The sequence below is a fragment of the Variovorax davisae genome (genome assembly GCF_030316845.1).
In the GTDB taxonomy this organism is placed as follows: Bacteria; Pseudomonadota; Gammaproteobacteria; order Burkholderiales; family Burkholderiaceae_C; genus Variovorax; species Variovorax davisae.
The window spans coordinates 85,331-99,681 of record NZ_JASZYS010000020.1; the positions used below are offsets into that span (position 1 = coordinate 85,331).

General features: G+C 61.4%; 17 protein-coding genes. 4 read left to right on the top strand and 13 right to left on the bottom strand.

The features are described 5' to 3' along the window. Nucleotides 1-712: 712 nt before the first annotated feature. The 8 genes from QTI33_RS32030 to QTI33_RS32060 form a co-directional block, all read right to left on the bottom strand. Entirely contained in the window at nt 713-946 is a 234-nt protein-coding gene (locus tag QTI33_RS32030; protein ID WP_286510612.1) for a hypothetical protein, read from the bottom strand. Continuing rightward, nucleotides 931-1,455, bottom strand: coding sequence for a hypothetical protein (locus tag QTI33_RS32035; RefSeq protein ID WP_286510613.1), 525 nt, complete (start codon nt 1,453-1,455; stop codon nt 931-933). The genes QTI33_RS32030 and QTI33_RS32035 overlap by 16 nt, the downstream gene beginning before the upstream one ends. 71 nt (nt 1,456-1,526) lie before the next feature. Next, a complete protein-coding gene (yidD, locus tag QTI33_RS35225; protein WP_353506369.1) occupies nt 1,527-1,853 on the bottom strand; it encodes a membrane protein insertion efficiency factor YidD in 327 nt (108 codons plus the stop codon). Between the two features lie 60 nt (nt 1,854-1,913). Further along, nucleotides 1,914-2,342 carry a hypothetical protein gene (locus tag QTI33_RS32040; protein WP_286510614.1) on the bottom strand — a complete coding sequence of 143 codons (429 nt, stop codon included), beginning with the start codon at nt 2,340-2,342 and terminating at the stop codon, nt 1,914-1,916. A gap of 225 nt (nt 2,343-2,567) precedes the next feature. Then, complete coding sequence (locus QTI33_RS32045; protein WP_286510615.1) at nt 2,568-3,662, bottom strand: deazapurine DNA modification protein DpdA family protein; 1,095 nt, start codon at nt 3,660-3,662, stop codon at nt 2,568-2,570. Beyond that, on the bottom strand, nt 3,659-4,141 hold the full coding sequence (locus QTI33_RS32050) for a hypothetical protein (RefSeq protein WP_286510616.1): 483 nt from the start codon (nt 4,139-4,141) through the stop codon (nt 3,659-3,661). The genes QTI33_RS32045 and QTI33_RS32050 overlap by 4 nt, the downstream gene beginning before the upstream one ends. Then, nucleotides 4,138-4,395 carry a hypothetical protein gene (locus QTI33_RS32055; RefSeq protein ID WP_286510617.1) on the bottom strand — a complete coding sequence of 86 codons (258 nt, stop codon included), beginning with the start codon at nt 4,393-4,395 and terminating at the stop codon, nt 4,138-4,140. Before QTI33_RS32055 ends, QTI33_RS32050 begins: the two co-directional genes overlap by 4 nt. After that, entirely contained in the window at nt 4,392-4,823 is a 432-nt protein-coding gene (locus QTI33_RS32060; RefSeq protein ID WP_286510618.1) for a hypothetical protein, read from the bottom strand. Before QTI33_RS32060 ends, QTI33_RS32055 begins: the two co-directional genes overlap by 4 nt. Before the next feature lie 575 nt (nt 4,824-5,398). Here QTI33_RS32060 and QTI33_RS32065 point away from each other — a divergent pair. The 3 genes from QTI33_RS32065 to QTI33_RS32075 all read left to right on the top strand — a co-directional run bounded on the left by QTI33_RS32065 (nt 5,399) and on the right by QTI33_RS32075 (nt 8,189). Continuing rightward, on the top strand, nt 5,399-5,671 hold the full coding sequence (locus QTI33_RS32065) for a PadR family transcriptional regulator (protein WP_286510619.1): 273 nt from the start codon (nt 5,399-5,401) through the stop codon (nt 5,669-5,671). Continuing rightward, nucleotides 5,668-6,543, top strand: a complete 876-nt coding sequence (locus QTI33_RS32070; RefSeq protein WP_286510620.1) for a sugar transferase — start codon at nt 5,668-5,670, stop codon at nt 6,541-6,543. Before QTI33_RS32065 ends, QTI33_RS32070 begins: the two co-directional genes overlap by 4 nt. A gap of 734 nt (nt 6,544-7,277) precedes the next feature. Further along, nucleotides 7,278-8,189, top strand: a complete 912-nt coding sequence (locus tag QTI33_RS32075; RefSeq protein WP_286510621.1) for a DNA-methyltransferase — start codon at nt 7,278-7,280, stop codon at nt 8,187-8,189. A gap of 7 nt (nt 8,190-8,196) precedes the next feature. Here the strand turns inward: QTI33_RS32075 and QTI33_RS32080 are convergent, their stop codons facing one another. From QTI33_RS32080 to QTI33_RS35230, 3 genes are all read right to left on the bottom strand, one after another. After that, the gene (locus tag QTI33_RS32080) at nt 8,197-8,805 is read right to left on the bottom strand and encodes a hypothetical protein (RefSeq protein WP_286510622.1); all 609 of its coding nucleotides are present in this window, start codon (nt 8,803-8,805) and stop codon (nt 8,197-8,199) included. Nucleotides 8,806-8,944: 139 nt separating this feature from the next. Beyond that, entirely contained in the window at nt 8,945-9,694 is a 750-nt protein-coding gene (locus tag QTI33_RS32085; RefSeq protein ID WP_286510623.1) for a hypothetical protein, read from the bottom strand. Nucleotides 9,695-10,049: 355 nt separating this feature from the next. Beyond that, nucleotides 10,050-10,175, bottom strand: a complete 126-nt coding sequence (locus QTI33_RS35230) for a hypothetical protein (protein WP_353506370.1) — start codon at nt 10,173-10,175, stop codon at nt 10,050-10,052. A 173-nt stretch (nt 10,176-10,348) separates the two neighbouring features. Here QTI33_RS35230 and ligD point away from each other — a divergent pair, with 173 nt between their 5' ends. Next, nucleotides 10,349-12,949, top strand: a complete 2,601-nt coding sequence (gene ligD, locus QTI33_RS32090) for a DNA ligase D (protein ID WP_286510624.1) — start codon at nt 10,349-10,351, stop codon at nt 12,947-12,949. A 54-nt stretch (nt 12,950-13,003) separates the two neighbouring features. Here the strand turns inward: ligD and QTI33_RS32095 are convergent, their stop codons facing one another. Continuing rightward, nucleotides 13,004-13,789: a mechanosensitive ion channel family protein gene (locus tag QTI33_RS32095; RefSeq protein WP_286510625.1), complete on the bottom strand. Its 786-nt coding sequence runs from the start codon at nt 13,787-13,789 to the stop codon at nt 13,004-13,006. A gap of 230 nt (nt 13,790-14,019) precedes the next feature. Then, nucleotides 14,020-14,175: a hypothetical protein gene (locus QTI33_RS32100; protein WP_286510626.1), complete on the bottom strand. Its 156-nt coding sequence runs from the start codon at nt 14,173-14,175 to the stop codon at nt 14,020-14,022. Nucleotides 14,176-14,351: the final 176 nt, after the last annotated feature.

Consider the following 14,351-nt stretch of genomic DNA (forward strand, 5'->3'; position numbering starts at 1 on the left):
CGTAGTTGTTGCCATCGAGTCGGATTCTGCCGCGCCGGCGAGTGACCGGTGTTGGGCCGCATTCTGACCTTGCTACCTGCTCCTCAAGTTGGGACATACGCCCGACGTGCGGCAACGATACATCTGCTCCAGCTCTTGGCCGTAGCGCGCTTCCATTGACATCATCCGCATCGTCGATGGGTAGTTCGCGCAGTACGCTTGTGCTCGGGAACTGCTGGCTCCCCCAAGGTCGAGAAACAGGCGGGACTGCTCCGACGCAATTGTTCTCTCCATATACCGAGCGTACCCACCGACCGGCAGGTTCGCTCGGAGCGAGTCCCGTTCGACATATGCGGCCCACTGGTCAGCCGCTTCCTGAAGCGCCTTAGCGTTTTGCGCCCGCCACTGGACTTTTGCTTCCTCAATGGCCAAAGCACTCCCTGGGAACAGCTCCGAGCACTTGGTCGCGGTCGCAGCGGTCATCAGGCCGTATGCGTGGACTCGTCCAACAGCGAAATCGAATCGCTCTTGCTCAGGTGCTTCAGCCGATGCGGCCGATGCGGCCGATGCCAGCGTCGTCAAGGCAATCAGAGCAGCCAAGTGGTTGGGTAGCTTGGGCAAGTTGGTCCTAGTTCGAGGTGGAGAGCGCGACGATTCTGACCGAACCCAAGGTCAGTGTGCACGCGCCTTTTCTGCGCTGAGGTCGAAGTTCCGCTTCTGGCCGGATTCTGTCTCATGCGGCGCGGCTCCCCCGCGCAGCGATGATGGTTGCGAGCACCCTCGGGCCCATTTCGGCGGCCACATTCCTACTTCTGAATTCGGTCAACGCATCGCGCTGCGCGGTCTCGGCGAGCCGTGAGACGAACGGTCGGCCTTCGAGGCCATAGGCTTGAGCCTCTGCCGGCGTCAGTCGCACGACCATGTCAAAGCTGACCGCCGAGTAACTGCAGTTCACGTCGAGCAGCAAGTCGTTGCCGTCCCGCAGCAAGAACCATCCGTGAGGCTCAGAGTCGATAATTTCCATGATGGGTCTCGTCCGATGTACTGGGAGACGACCGGGAAGGTCCGGTCCTGGCCGTATCCGGCCGTATAGGCCTTCGCGAATTTGGAGCCGAAGAGCACTCTGCTCACCGCCACACCAACCAGAAGCCCGGAGCCCATCGCGAGGAATAGCAGCGAATGCGGTGAAATCGCGGCGCTCGCGAGCGCGACCCCTGCGGCCGAAATTCCGGTCGAAAAGAAGTTGACCGCCCCCAGCAGAAAAAAGTGCCAGCCCACACGGACGGCCTTGTCGTTGCCCAACGCTGCCTGGAGTCCAAGAATCAATGGGAGGCTGGCTGCGCAGCCAACGAACATCAGCGAAATGTCTTGCCAGTGGAGCGGCGGATTGCTGGCCGCCGCGGCATCGAGGGCCCAAGGGCCGGACACGAGCCCGCCCAGAGCCGCGATAGCAAGGAATACCCGGAAGAAGCGCATGCGAGTTCTCTGAGGTCTTGCTGCTTGTAATGTAGACGAGGGCCAGGGACCGCTTTTGGCCGGATTCTGACCTAGCCGGGCCAACACGCGCAGCACCCTGACAGTTTCCTTGCGCCCCAGCGGGACCAGACCGGGCAAGCCTCAGCCGGAGCGTCTGGCGGCGCCCCGGCGGCTTGGCCTTCCGCACGGGAGAGGACTCGTGCCGAGGCGGCGCATGCTTCAAAGCGGCGGATGGTGACCCGGACGCCGGCCACCATGCCCAGGCGAGCAATCACTCGCTTTGCGAACCGCGAACATGAAGCTCCGCCTGTCCGCACTCGATGTGCGCAGCTGAAGCCCTTGTAGGGTGAGATGAACCGCTGGTATCCGTCAATGGCAGCTATCGCGAAGGTCTTCATGTGCCTCGTTGGACGTCCGTGCTGAATGTCTGGTCTTGGCCGATTCTGCCCCTTGCCGCCTCATTGCCGGTCGAGCTTGCGGGGCAGCTTGAACGAGGCGCCGTCGGGCTGCACCGATGCCGCATATGCCGCCCGCAGCAGCTCCACAAGCTGCTCCCGTCTACGTGGAGATTTCAGGGCTGCAGGTAGCCGGCTGAGCCAATGGCCATTCGGGCCTGCGGTAGTGCCACGCTTCAGCGACAGCTGCCGTGAGGTCGGCAATGGTCTTGTGGACAGGACTTCGATGCAGTGGGCCACCTGCGCCGGCGACGAAAACACGAGTTCGTGCTCGCCTGCCTCGACACGAAGCGCTGGGAAGCCCCTGTGCGGGATGGCGACGGGCGCGGGAGGCACCCATGCCCCCGACGTGTCGGGGACATGGACCCAGTACGCCATGGGCGCCGTGCGCCAGTCACTTTCGAAGGTGAAGTGGAACGTCGATGTCGTCACGATGGCTCGATTGGAGGGCGTTGCGGAAGGTCCGGTCTTGGCCGACTGTAGCCGCCGGCCAGGCCGCCGACCTCAGGATGTCAGTGAACCGCCGCGCCTCAAGGCCTGGATCTGGCCGACGATGCTCGAGAGCCGAACCGAAGGGCGACAAGGACTTGACGCCCCAACTGCAAGAGGCGGAGGAGCCAGCATGAAGGCGCGGTCACATTCGTGAAAAAACCACGACTAGATTTCTGCCCATGGACGCACGCGATCAGCGAAGCCGGCAATGATGTCGTCGAAGGCTTCGAGCGCTTCGGGCGTGAGGCCTTGGTTCCGCAGGATGGCGATGACGGTCACGCCATCGCGCATCGATTGAGAGACCGCATCGAGGTAGTCGATATCGCCGCTCATCACCAGCTCGGCGTATTGCAGTGCCAGTCCTTCCAGCACAAGCGCTTCGTGGTCGTTCAAGCCGCCGAACGCTGCAGGGTCGAACAGCATTGTCTGAACGCCCGTCGCGCCAGGGCGCGCGCTGCTCGCGATCCGCTGCTGCTTGGTGGTCCAAGCCTCCATGTGGCTGATACGAAAGTCCATGTCACGCCCGGTGCGGCGCTCGACCCGAGCCTGCACATCCCAAGCCATCGAATCCACCGACGCAACGCGCGGGTGATCTGCGATCAGCTCCAGCACGGTACTTTTCACGCCGAATAAATGGCACCGAGTATGTGCCGGGAGGATTGCGTCGACGGCCTCAAGAATGGCCAGGATGCCGTCGCTGCCGTCGATCTGGCGGCGGCACACAGAGCCGATGCCGACTAGCTCGGGCCATTCGGTCAGCGGAAGCCATTCGGCGCATGTGACGTATTCATCGGGTGTCCAGCCCTGCAGGACCGGCATCGGGGCCTGCAGGCCGCGGCCACGAGCTTCGGCGCGGCAGCGCCCCAGCATGAATGCAGTTGCCGCCATGCGAAGCAGGCGCATCGGCCGATCGCCCGCGATTTCCCGCTCGCAGCAGTAGTCCATGGATGCCGCCCATTTCCACGGGTGCGCGGCGACCAGGTCAAAGTAATCCTCGACGCTCCAACGATAGTCGCGGTGCGCCACGGCAGCGACGTAGCCTGCGGAGTCGAGAGCTGCATCGAGGCCCTCGAACTGGAGCGGGTCGGGCAGGCGGAAAGCCTTGAACGAGCCTTCGCGCTCGTGGCCCTTCGGGTAGTTCCTGGCGAATGCGTTCGCGGAGAAAAGGACGGGATAGCCGCGTTCGCGCGCGGCGGCCACGAGGCGCCCGCCCGTCAGCGGGACGCCTACGCGAACTTCGGTGCATGCCTTGCGGGTCACGAGGCGCACGCCTTTGCTGCGCGTTCCGATTCCCGCGCAGCGCGAATCTCCAGCTTGAACTTCTTGGTGTACTGGCGATTGAAATCGCGCAGCCGGCCCAGTGCAGCATCGCTCGCCGCCTTTGCCGCCCTCCATTCAGGCGACGCCTTCAGGGCGTCGGGCGTCAGGCCCATCGCGCCACGGGGAAAAGCCCCGAACGCTTCGCTTGCGACCCTGGAGCCCTCCCACAGTGCCTCGGCGCGATCTCGCGCGGCCTGGAACGTCATGCGGTCGAAGACGTCCGTTGCTCCCTCCCGCTGTGCCGCAGCGGCCTGGATCAAGGCTTGATCGATCCAGTCGCCCATTTGCAGGGGCACCGCGCCGTTGCGCTGCTGGCGGCTGCGCGTGGTGCTGGCAAGGTGGCAGTAGGTCTTTCCGTCGCGGGTGACACCTTCGGCCAGGATCGTCCACGTGTCGCCGTCGAGCTCGATGCGAGTCATACAGCTCCCCCGGTGGTCTTGGCGATAGCGCTGCGGAGAACCGCGAATTGCACGGGCGCCCGGGGAACCTTCCAGCCGGGTGTGGTCCAGCCCCAGACTTCGCGCCCCTTCGTCTCCCAGGTCGTGTAATCCGGCGCGCGGTTGCTCGGCATGATGTCGCGCGGATCGGCGCTCAGCAATGCGAAAAACTGGTCCTTGGAAACTGCCTGCATGCCCTCGGGCATCGCCGGCCCCGGCGTGTGCTGCGCGCTCATGCTGCACATCCTTCGTCTGCATTCACCATCGAGGCATCTACCGTCCGCAGGGTGCCCCCGTTCGACGGGTGGTCTGGGTCAGCAGCGGGAACATGGAACCCGAAGGCCGCGCCGGCGACCATGGCTTGATGCTGCGCATCGGTCACGCCCATCCGGACGTTGAGGCGGTCGACCAGAATCCGCGCCTCGGCCAGCTCCATCGCCTGCCCGTCGAAATCGGTCACGTAGTAGCCGCGTTCACCTGCCTTGATCAGAGCGATTCGCCGTCCTGGTTCGTTGCTCGGCACCAGCGCATAGCAAAGCACGGGGAGTTTCGACAGGTTCCCTGCCCCCCTCCCCCCAGCTGCTCTTTGGTGAGCCTCGGGAGGTGCGGAAGGAACGGCCGCGGTGAGAAGTGTGTTGGTGATTCGTGTGGTCGCTTCGCTCATGACTGGCCTTTCGTTTGGTTGAAAAAATCTGCTCTTCGGAGCCGCCTCGACGCATGGCCAGCGGCAGCCAGGCGCGGTAGGGAGGAGCGACCGGAAGCCGCAGCCCGAGAGCGAAGCGAAGGGACCGGGTGAGGACGAGGACGAGCGCACGCGCAGGGATGGCGCTATGCGTCGGAGAGAGGCGGACCGAAGGGCAGATCAGCCACACGTGACCAGCTGGAGCGATCGACCCCGCACGACGCCGGCGCCGGCGTCGGAGGATTGATTGCAAAGATGGACTTCTGCGGCCCTGCCCGGGCCGCGTGCGTCAGGGATGGGTGCCCGGCAGGGGCGAGATCGGCACGAGCCGATGATGCGCAGCACCGAAAGCCCGGGACCGGCCACCCGGTCGACACGGACTAAGCGGCGGCTTCGTCTGCCCCCTTGGCACCTGTCCGAGAGGATCAGCAGGCTGCGATGTGTTCGTTACAAAATCGACATACCCTATGTAGATTTTTCGGCGGACCCTATGTAGACTTCGCATCAAGCACACGAAAGGCCCCCCAATGCGAATCTCAGGCAAAGGACTAGCCATCTTGAACACTTTCATGAAGAGCCCGGCCGACAAGCTGCACGGGTACGATCTCATGCAGGCCGCTGAGGTCTCGTCCGGGACGCTCTACCCGCTTCTCATGCGCTTTGAAAAAGAAGGTTTGCTGACGAGCGAGTGGGAAGAAGTCGACCCCCAACAAGAAGGCCGCCCACGTCGGCGGCTCTACCGCATTACCGGACAAGGTCAGCGCGTGGCATACCAGCTGCTGGGTAGCCCAGGAACCGCTCTGTCCATGCAACTGAGGAGCGCTGCATGAACGAATACTTGTGGGCGGCAGCGGCGGCTATCGGCGGGCTAGCCTTCAACGAACTCAAAGATTGGCTCCCTTGGTTGGCGCGCAAGGTCCTCGCTCGGGCTGTTGCGTCTGCACCTCTCGAAATGCGGGAACGGATGCTGGAGGAATGGTCCGCCATCCTCGACGACATGCCGGGCAAGTTCTCGCCGTTTCTTGCTGCATGCAGCCTCTGGTGGCAGTACACCAAGCCCAGCCGCTTCTTTGACTCGCCGAGCGGTCGCGTTGTCAGGGTGGTAGATATCGTCGGCGCATTGGTCTTCTTTACCTTGTTTGGGCCGCTGTACTTGTTCGTTGCGCTGGGCGTAATGATTAGCATGGGGCGCCCAGTGCATTTCTGGCAGACCCGCATTGGCGAAGATGGCAAGCGCTTTCGCTTCTACAAGTTTCGTTCGATGGTGCGCAACTCGGACGCCGTGCTGGATGAGTTTCTGAGCCGCAACGACATGGCGCGGGCTGAGTGGGACACCTTCCAAAGGCTGGAGAAGGACCCGCGCATCACACCGATCGGCGCGATCATCCGCAAGTTGAGCCTCGACGAACTGCCGCAGTTCTGGAACGTTCTCAAGGGCGACATGAGCCTCGTAGGCCCGCGCCCCTGCATGGAGCGACAAAGGGAGTTGTACGGCGACAACTGGGCTGATTACTGCTCTACTCGCCCAGGCATCACGGGGTTGTGGCAAGTGAGCGGCCGTGGCCGGCTGTCATATGCAAGGCGTGTGGAGCTGGACGTCGAATACGCCAAGGCGCCGAATAAGCTCTTGCTGAACACTATGATTCTGCTGGCGACGGTCAGGGCGGTCCTTGGAGGCGAGGGTACGAAAGAGGACGAATGATGTGTTTTCGGGTGCAGGTTCTACAGCGCTGCGCGGCTGCGCGCTGAGCCCCTCGCCAATACGCTCGCGACAGCTTTCTCAACGACTGATCGCCCTAGCGCGGCCTCACTTGGACAGCCTCCTGTAGGCGCTGTAGTGCCTGATGGCTCGTTGCTGCGTGTGCACTCCTAGTGGCGAAGGGCCGAGTCTAAAGGGGGGCACGATCGAGCGACGCTCTCAACCCCCACCTTTCCCGATCTCGCGCCGCTGGGAGGGAGGATTGCAAAGATGGACTTGTGCGGCCCTGCCGGGCCGCGTGCGTCAGGGATTGGTGCCCGGCAGGGGCGAGATCGGCACGAGCTCGATGCGCAGCACTGAAAGCCCGGGACCGCCTACGCCGGTCGACGCCCGCAGCCCCCGACGCTCGTTTCACCCATCCAGCGGCAAGAACCGTAAGAGCTCGAAGCCGGCATTTTTTCCCCTAGATTGACGTCTAGACGTCTTGAGCCATTACACTGTGAGCTTCAGCACAAACACGAAGAGATTGCATGTCGTTGGCTCCGGGCGTAATAAGAGATTCGATCATCGAATTCTTGGCGATGGTTGGTAGTGAGGCGTCAACGGATGAAATCGTGGCCGCAGTCCATCGATCTGTGGGGCCGGCCCCTACCTCTTCAGTTCGGTCGTATCTGAGCCTAAACACACCCACGACCTTCGAGCGCGTAGGCCGCGGACGCTATCGTCTCAAGAGTTCCGTGCAGCTCGAGCAGCGTCCCGTTGCGGAAAAAAAGGTAGTGAAGGTCGGCCAAGCGCATCTTCACCGAGGCGATTGTTTTGAATGGCTGGCTGCGCAAAAACCTGCCTCGGTTCACGCGATCGTGACTGATCCGCCATATGGCCTAGTGGAGTACACCGCCAAGGAAACAGCAAAGCTACGATCCGGAAAGGGTGGCGTTTGGCGGATCCCGCCTTCCTTCGATGGGCACCAGCGAGCCCCCTTGCCCCGATTTACGACCCTCACGGAGGCCGACCGCCAGGCACTTCATGCCTTCTTCAAGCGTTTGGGAATGCTGGTCGCTAAGGTGGCAGTGCCAGGAGCAAACATCGTCATAGCGTCGAACCCCCTTCTCGCGCACATCGTGGCCGAGGCCATGGGGCAGGCGGGCTTGGAGCTGCGCGGCTATATCGCACGACAGGTCATGACCATGCGGGGCGGGGATCGCCCTAAAAACGCGCACGAGGAATTCGACGGTGTTTCAGTGATGCCTCGGTCGCAGTGGGAACCTTGGGTGGTATTGCGCACGCCGCTTGACGGCAGGGTGCAAGACAATCTCCGTCGATGGAACACAGGTGGTTTTCGGCGACCGTCAGCAGAACGGCCATTCGGCGATCTAATCAAATCGCACCCGACGCCTGCGAGTGAAAAGAAGATCGCGCCACATCCTTCTCTTAAGCCGCAGGCCTTCATGCGCCAAGTGGTTCGGGCGGTGCTGCCTCTTGGTGAAGGAATCGTCCTAGACCCGTTCATGGGCGCCGGATCCACGCTCGCCGCTGCCAATGCAGTGGGATATGACAGTTGCGGAGTGGAACTAGACGCGGAATTTTTTGCTTTGGCGACTAAGGCAGTGTCAAAGCTTGCCTCGCTGCCCGCAAGGCAAGAAGACTGAGATTTCTCTATGCAGCGGAGATCTTGTAAACCCAGGTAGTACGTAGCTTAGCAATCCCTTCCTTATGGAGGGTCGCAGTACGTGTACCTAGGGCGCCGCGAGCGTTGCTGCGAAAATCGGCTTCCTCTACCTCACCAAGGTAGATCTCGGTGAAGCGCATTGGATCCCTGTCCGACGCTGGCTCGGTATTGTTATCAACCTCGTAGACGAATACACACATCCACTGCTTCCGTGCCCCGTGTGTGTCTACTGCGCCGCCTGCTTTTCGTGTGCTTTTAATCTCGATGCCGTGCGAGCCGGAGGCGATGCTGTCCTTTGCGTATTTACCGCGCAGGATCAAGTCCGGATGCCCATTGAAGTGCTGGTTCTCGACCAATGAACGGGAAAACTTAGCGAGCGAGGCAGTCACCATATCCGATATAAGCCCGGACATTGCCGCTGGACGCATCATGTCATCCAGGCGGTGCAAGCCCTTCTCGGACAGCAATGTGTTCACATCGTAGAAGAAATCGTAGATGTCCTGAATCGCATGCTCAAAGTCGCTGATCCGGAGTTCAAACGGTAGCGCCGCGTTCGGATTGAAGGCCGTCCTGTCGATAATTGATTTCTTGGTCACGGCGGTGTCTTGGTAAGGCGGGGGAGTATACCGATGGCTGATCGACGAGTTGGGTGATCGCGACCTCGGGCGCCCAAAGCTACAGTCCGCCTTCTGGGGGACGAGGTCCTGTGCGCCTTAAGCCGGAAGGCGGCTGCTCTCATGGAGTTAGTTCGTCTAGATCGTCATCGCTTGTCATGACCGGCCCTAACATCGTGTTCCTCGATGGAGAGTACCGATAGCCTTGGGCTGCGAACTCTCGCACCTTGGCCTCCTCCCAGCCGAGGCGTACGACCTGAGCGATAACCTCCTCGGTCATCTCCAGGGCGTCTTCCTGCTCGATCACAGCTGCGAACTTACGTTCGAAGGACAACGCCCGATCGATGAGGCTGCGTATGCCATCGAGAGGGTAGCCTGCCACTGCACGCGCCCCGATCCCCTCGGCCTCTGTTACTACGTGCATGAAGGCACCCAGTAGCTCGTAGCGACCGTCCCATCCAATCTCAATGTGCCGAGTCGTCTCGGTGATCCGGGGTGGTCGCGCCTCCGAGCGCCAGACAAGGCAAGCCGCTCCCCCCTCCTCAGGAGCAAGCATCCAAGCATCGCCGATGCCTGTGGAGAACAACACGAATGGACCGATTCCGACCTCTGGCCCAGTCATCACAATCTTGACTTCGCCTCGCAGCTCCGCTTCTTGGATTGCTACGCACTCGGCCAATAGTGCCTCCGCACCGCGCTTGCCCGTTGTCAACTTGTTGCACTGGACAACGTGGTGCCAGTGGTCGTAGCCGGCGCTACGCGCGACGCGATTTAGAAGGTCGGCATGCTTGCCGCCGCTCTTGCGCTGCTGTTGTTTGGCTTTTTTCTTGAGAGCTTCGACAAGTGGGTCAAAAGTAGGGATGAAACGCATCACAGATTCCTATATCTGTAAGCGGACCCAGGTGCTCACTGCCGGATCCGCAGACAGTGGATCTGGATGGTTTTCTCGCAGGGAGAGTGTCCGTCCCAAACGGGTATGCCAAGGTGAGCAGCAGGCACGGGACAGAGTGCCGACGCGAAATGTAGCACGTCGGACGAGCTCCACGCTGGGCGCTGCAATACGTCCTAGACGAAGCCGTCTTGCTCCTTGGCAACGAGTCGTTCCCGGCGGCCACAAGGCGCCCGCCCGCCGGCGGGACGCCTACGCGAGTTCAACATCGCTCGCAACCTTGGCCAGACGTTGTGGTTTTGCCCGGAGGGCATTGCTTGATTGGCCTAATCACACGTCACCTCGACAGTCTTCTGTAGGCGCTGTAGTGCCTGATGGCTCGCTGCTGGTGGCCTAATTCGTCATGCAAGCGGCCAGCGTTGAAGTGTGCATCGGCAAGTTCGGGATCGAGTTGCAGAGCCAAGTCGTAGCTTTCGAGTGCTTCACCGAACGCTTCAAGTCTTCAAGCGCCACTGCGCGATTGAAGTACAGCAAGGCTTCGAGAGGCTGCTGCTCGATGGCCTATTGCTAGCTGTCCGACATCCGTCCGCGCCTTCGGCGCTCGACGCCACTGGGATGCCGCCGTAGATTCATCTCATGCCAGAAGCAAGAAGCCCCAGCCGTGACCCGCTGGAAAAATATTGGGCCAAGCGAGATTTCGCGGTCACTTCGGAACCGCGCGGCGAGCGAACGGCCACGCAGGCCAAGGCCCTGTCGTTTGTGATCCAGAAGCATGCCGCCAGCCGGCTGCACTACGACTTCCGACTTGAGCTCGACGGGGTGCTGCTGTCCTGGGCGGTACCCAAGGGGCCCAGCTACGACCCGACGGACAAGCGCATGGCGATTCACGTCGAGGACCACCCCCTCTCCTATGGGTCGTTCGAAGGGACCATTCCTCCAAAACAGTACGGGGCTGGTACGGTGATCGTCTGGGACAACGGTACCTGGGAGCCCGTGGGGGACCCCCGCGAGGGCCTGCAGAAGGGCAAATTGCTTTTCCATTTGCACGGTCAAAAAATGGTGGGGCTGTGGGAACTGGTCAAGATCGCCAAAGGCGGGGAGAAGCAGGAGCCGTGGATCCTGTTCAAAAAGCGCGACGGGTTCGCCAGGTCGAAGGCCGATTACGACGTCGTTTCGGCTCTTCCAGACAGCGTGATCGCGAAGCCTCTTCTGCCCAGCTCCGGAACGGGCAAGGACTCGGCCCATCCAACGCCTAAGAAGAAGGTGCCCGGGGAAAAGAGAGCTGCAGCTGAAAACGCGCGCGTCCCGGGCGCCGTGAAGGCTCCCCTCCCCGCCAAGATCGGCCCTCAGCTCGCCACCCTGGCCACGGGCGTTCCAGCGAAAGGGAAGTGGATTTTCGAGATCAAATTCGACGGCTATCGGATCCTCACGCGCCTTCAAGACGGCAAGGCCAGCCTCATCACGCGAGGAGGGCACAACTGGGCTTCGAAGATGCCGGGCCTCGTGGCCGAGCTCGAAGAAATGGGTATCCAGTCGGCTTGGCTCGATGGCGAGATCGTCGTGCTCGATGACAAGGGGCTGCCGAATTTCAACGCGCTGCAGAAGGCTTTCGACAACGGCGCACGCAATGCCCAGATCGTCTATTTCCTCTTTGATGTTCTCTACTTCGAAGGCCACGACCTGCGCGGCGTCGACCTTGCTTCCAGGCGGCAGTTGCTCAAGGCCTTGCTTGACGAAAAAGCCAGCGAGCACGTGCGCTTCAGCGCGGACTTCGAAGGCGATGCGGCGTCTGTACTAGCCTCGGCCTGCCGCATGAACCTTGAAGGCGTGATTGCTAAGCGGGTCGACGCTCCGTACGCCTCACGACGCACCGAGACATGGCTGAAGCTCAAGTGCAAGCAGCGCCAAGAATTCGTTATCGCTGGCTACACCGACCGCTCGGATGGAGCTGCCCAAATCGGTAGCCTGCTTCTTGGCGTACATGGCTCCAACGGAGAGCTGATCTCGGCCGGCAGCGTCGGCACCGGATGGGACAGCAAGTTTGCAGCTGAGCTGAAGAGCAAATTAGCCAAGATGGAGGTCCCCAAGCCGCCCTTCGCCGCCGGCGCATCGAAGCCAGGACGCTGGTCCAAACGTGCTCCGGGCAGCGAGCGGTGGGTCAGGCCCGAGTTGGTGGCCGAGGTGAACTTCGCAGAGTGGACGCCGGACGGCCAGATCCGGCATGCTTCCTTTGTGGCGCTGCGCAGCGACAAACCCGCCAAGGCAATCGTGCGTGAAACCGCCAAAGCCCTCGACGTCGGTGCCCCCTTGGCGCCTGCTGGGCGAGCAGGCTCAGGCGGCATCAAGGTAAGCAACGCCGACCGCGTGATCGATCCGAGCACCGGCCTGACAAAGTTGGATCTGGTGCGCTACTACGAGTCGGTGGCGGAATGGATCTTGCCCCATCTCAAGGCCCGGCCCTGCTCTCTCGTCAGAGGACCCAGCGGCGTCACGGGCGAGCTGTTCTTCCAGAAGCACGACGAAAAAATCAGCATCCCTGGCGTCAAAGAACTCGATCCCGCCCTGTGGCCTGGTCACGGTGCACTCCTCGAAATCGGCTCCGCCCGCGCCCTTGCCTCTGCTGCCCAGATGAACGTTATCGAGTTTCACACCTGGAACTCCACCGCCAAGAACATCGACAAGCCCGACCGGGTGATCTTCGACTTGGACCCGGGAGAAGGCACGAGCTGGGAGCACGTTCAGGAAGCCGCAGTACTCGTGCGAGCGCTGCTGACAGAACTCGGTCTTGAAGCTTGGCTGAAGACAAGCGGCGGTAAAGGGCTGCACGTAGTAGTGCCGATCACGCCGCGGCTCGACTACGGAACGGTCAAAGGGTTCTCGCAGGCCGTCGTACAGCACATGGCACGGGCAATCCCCGCCAGGTTCGTGGCCAAAAGTGGGCCATCCAACCGGCTCGGCAAGTTGTTTGTTGATTACCTGCGCAATGGCCATGGCGCGACCACCGCGTCTGCTTTCTCGGCCAGGGCCCGGCCCGGGCTCGGGGTGTCCATGCCAATTGTCTGGGAGGATCTCGCCAAGCTTAAAAGCGGGTCTCACTGGACCATTGCGACGGCACGCGAACACCTATCGTTTCAGGCGGTGGACCCTTGGGCCGGCTACTGGAAAAAACGCCAATCCTTGGCAGGGGCGATGAAGCTCCTTGGCTACGACCGGAAACAGATCAAAGGCCGTGCCTAAGGGCGGCCGCCCATACTCCGGGCAGCCGTCATGACAGTTTGAAGCTTATTCCAACTAGGGTTTCTCGGCGCGCCCTGAGACGGTGGCCCGAGGTAAAGGAGCGTCGGAGCTGAGTTGAGCGCTCGCATGATCCGCCGCGGTGGCGATCTTCGGCCCAGCTTCCTCGCCGCGTCGATACCATTTCCGCACCACTTCTTCGGCAACGCCATGTCCCCCCCATCCAAAGGCAATGGCTGCCGCCAAGCCAGCCGACCCGACCACGACCATGAACAGGGTGTTGACTAGCGTTTCGGCTATCCCGATTTGATTCACTGCGACAACAATCGCAAAGCACCAGATGGCGACAGAGGCGACCTTGGCAAGGGTATTCGGGTTGTCAAAGCCGGCTTCAGATGTCGCGCCTCGCACAAGCGACGAGGCTGCGTTGGCAAGCAAGCCTCCTATTACCAATACAACAAGAGCAACGACCAAGTTGGGCAGCCATAGCAGCAGTTGTCGGAGCACGCTAGAAACCGCAGGAAGACCTAGTGCGTCGAAAGCCACTACCAAGACAATGAGGCGGATAAACCACTTTGACACCAACGCAAGGAAGCCCGACGAGTCCGTTTTGATACCCATCCGTTGGACGAAACCCGCGAAACCAGCCTCTCGCGCCAGCGTTTCAAATTTCACAGCGTGCAGCACTCCTCGAATCAATTTCTCGAGCAATGAAGCAACGATCCAACCTAGAACAATGATGACTACGAACCCGAGGACCCGCGGGATCGCTGCAAAGAAAAGAGCTAATGCCCCCGCGAGAGACGCCATCACGGCGTCGCTCCAATCCGTAATGGCTGTCATGTTCATCTCCGATAGTTGAAAACATGCCGATGAACGCATGCGCGCGATGGGCACAAAGTAGGACAAAGCTCCTAAACATAAGTAGGTGGTTGCGGTGGCATACAAATTTCTTCTGGCAAGCCCCAGGAGTGCGCCAGTACTCGGCGCTGGCAAAGCTGTGATTCATCCATCATTTGATGGAGTGGATCCGTAAGCGTCCGGCCAACCCGCCTTGACGGCGAGTTCGGTGTTTAGCTCTGCCGCCAGCGGTGCGGCAGTGGCGGGTCGAGCGGAATCGGCACGGAGGCGGACTCGCCCTCGGGCAGCACCTCGGCATCTGGCGCGGCCTGCTCTTCCTTCCGGAACAGGGGAGCGAGGTAGCCGGTCTTAGAGGACTTGGTAAGCACGGTGCCCCGACGCCAGAACCGAAACTTGGCGTTGACGGGGAGCTCGTCGAATCTCACGTCTCATCATTCCAGGTCACAACGAACTTTGCCGCCCTCCTTGGGATCTGTTGCCCCCTCGCCTAGCGCGATGAAGGGGGAGCCGGGCGAGGCGCAGCCGATCCGCGGTCCGTAGTTCC

Excerpts from the sequence above, each read along its gene's own strand:
- QTI33_RS32050 (WP_286510616.1), bottom strand. The coding sequence starts at position 4,141 with ATGACTCGCATCGAGCTCGACGGCGACACGTGGACGATCCTGGCCGAA.
- ligD (WP_286510624.1), top strand. The coding sequence starts at position 10,349 with ATGCCAGAAGCAAGAAGCCCCAGCCGTGACCCGCTGGAAAAATATTGG.
- QTI33_RS32035 (WP_286510613.1), bottom strand. The coding sequence starts at position 1,455 with ATGCGCTTCTTCCGGGTATTCCTTGCTATCGCGGCTCTGGGCGGGCTC.
- QTI33_RS32055 (WP_286510617.1), bottom strand. The coding sequence starts at position 4,395 with ATGAGCGCGCAGCACACGCCGGGGCCGGCGATGCCCGAGGGCATGCAG.
- QTI33_RS32095 (WP_286510625.1), bottom strand. The coding sequence starts at position 13,789 with ATGACAGCCATTACGGATTGGAGCGACGCCGTGATGGCGTCTCTCGCG.
- QTI33_RS32060 (WP_286510618.1), bottom strand. The coding sequence starts at position 4,823 with ATGAGCGAAGCGACCACACGAATCACCAACACACTTCTCACCGCGGCC.
- QTI33_RS32070 (WP_286510620.1), top strand. The coding sequence starts at position 5,668 with ATGAACGAATACTTGTGGGCGGCAGCGGCGGCTATCGGCGGGCTAGCC.
- yidD (WP_353506369.1), bottom strand. The coding sequence starts at position 1,853 with ATGAAGACCTTCGCGATAGCTGCCATTGACGGATACCAGCGGTTCATC.
- QTI33_RS32085 (WP_286510623.1), bottom strand. The coding sequence starts at position 9,694 with ATGCGTTTCATCCCTACTTTTGACCCACTTGTCGAAGCTCTCAAGAAA.